Source organism: Faecalimicrobium dakarense (assembly GCF_000499525.1).
In the GTDB taxonomy this organism is placed as follows: domain Bacteria; phylum Bacillota; class Clostridia; order Peptostreptococcales; family Peptostreptococcaceae; genus Faecalimicrobium; species Faecalimicrobium dakarense.
The window spans coordinates 1-1,940 of the sequence record NZ_HG529255.1 but is presented as its reverse complement, the minus strand read 5'-3'; the positions used below and the strand labels follow the sequence as shown (position 1 = coordinate 1,940).

At 26.9% G+C, this 1,940-nt stretch carries 3 protein-coding genes; 2 read left to right on the top strand and 1 reads right to left on the bottom strand.

The window, feature by feature from the left end; all coding sequences use genetic code 11:
- Positions 1-646, top strand: a 646-nt coding sequence (locus tag BN899_RS03595; RefSeq protein ID WP_042273008.1) for a YjiH family protein, incomplete at its 5' end; no start/stop codon positions are given.
- Between the two features lie 198 nt (positions 647-844).
- Entirely contained in the window at positions 845-1,486 is a 642-nt protein-coding gene (locus tag BN899_RS03590) for an isochorismatase family cysteine hydrolase (protein WP_042273006.1), read from the top strand.
- Positions 1,487-1,538: 52 nt separating this feature from the next.
- Here BN899_RS03590 and BN899_RS03585 read toward each other — a convergent pair.
- A partial coding sequence (locus tag BN899_RS03585) for a DUF3867 family protein (protein ID WP_042273004.1) occupies positions 1,539-1,940 on the bottom strand: 402 nt, incomplete at its 5' end.

Sequence of the window (1,940 nt, the reverse complement as noted above, 5' to 3'; positions counted from 1 at the left end):
GTTCGTTCCATTTTATGGGACAGTGTGTGTAGCATCATTAGCGTGTGCATTAATAATGCCTCGTATATACCCTTTAAAAGGATTTAAAAATACTACATTTAATAATGTTGAGCACTTAAAAGAAGAGTTCGTTCCTGAAGATGCTAATATATTCGAGTTCGGTTTAAATAAAGCTATATATAGAGCTTCTACTGCTCCATCACTAAAAGATATATTAGTAAATGGATGTAAGACAGTAATAGATATGTATCTTGGTTTATTACCGCTTGTTATGGCTTGGGGAACTTTAGCATTAATGGTTGCAGAGTTTACACCATTTTTTAATATAGTATCTTTCCCAATAGTATTTTTATTAAAATTATTACAAATACCGGATGCAGTCCAAGCTGCGCCTGCTGTACTTGTTGGGTTTACAGATATGTTCTTACCATCAATAATGGTATCTGGTGAAGGTATTAGCCAAGTAACACAATTTATAATAGGTGCATTATCTATAACTCAGTTAATATACCTAACAGAGACTGGTGCTGTTATATTAAAGTCTGATATACCTCTTAATTTAAAAGATTTATTTTTAATATTCTTGACACGTACCATAATAGCATTACCTATAATAACTTTACTTGCTAAACTTATACTTATGTAAAATTTAATTATATGGTTTCAAATTTACAATTGAAGCATATTATATATAAGGAATGTATTCGACCTTCGCGGATAACTAATTCCTTTTAAAATACTACTTTTATTTTAAAAGTAGTATTTTTTATATTAAAATGTATAAACTTGACTTTGATTTATTTAATATGTACAATTTTAGATATACTAAATATGGAGGTGTTTTATGGAAAATTTATTGAAAGAAGTAAAATCTTTAAAAGAAAATCTTGATAATTTATCTATAGAGAATATATCTAATTTTGACCTTAAAAAGACTTCTCTTTTTGTAGTTGATATTAATAATGGATTTGCAAAGAAAGGCGCCCTGTACTCTCCTAGAGTAGAAGCTCTTATAAATCCTATAGTTAGGTTTACAAAGCATCTATCTATTAATGAAATATCAAATATAACTGCTTTTACAGATTGCCATACACATGAGTCTATAGAACTATTAAGTTACCCTTCCCATTGTTTAGAAAATGATTTAGAGTCTCAAGTAGTTGATGAACTTAAATCTATTGAGAATATACATATCCTACCTAAAAATTCTACTAATGGATTTTTTGCTTTAGATTGTTTAGACTTTGATAATATTGATAATATAATAATAGTTGGTGATTGTACTGATATTTGCATATATCAATTTGCTGTGACATTAAAGGCTTACTTTAACCAAAAAAATATATCTAAAAACATAGTAGTACCTATGAATTTAGTAGATACATACCATATACCTAATGTGCACCCTGCTGATCTTTTAAATATTGTATTTTTAAATAGCATGATTCAAAATGGTATAAATGTTGTAAAAGAAATATCTTACTAGCAAAAATCCTATGAAATTAAACTGTAATATCTAATTTCATAGGATTTTTATTTTAGTAGTCATATTCACTATAATTTTCGCATAAAACTACCCTTATTTTTTTATTAAACATATTTTTATATGCTAATAAAAATTCATTTAATTCTGCATCCATAAGGTTTACCTTTTTATTACTGTAAAGCATTACCTTTTCTTGATCTATTATTACTTCTATATCATTATTTTCATTTTTTATATATGTGGTTATACAACTTTTAGGTTGTATTTTGCTTCCATATTTTTCATAAAACCCAGCACTATTTTTTACTGCTTCCATGTTTTCATTTGTAATATTATTTAAGTCAATATTTCCAAAACCTGCTGTAGATGGATCTATTCCAAAGCTTTTAAGTTGTTTTTCAACTTCTTCTGAATCCATCCCATATCTTTCCATAAATTTCTTTTGTATATTCAT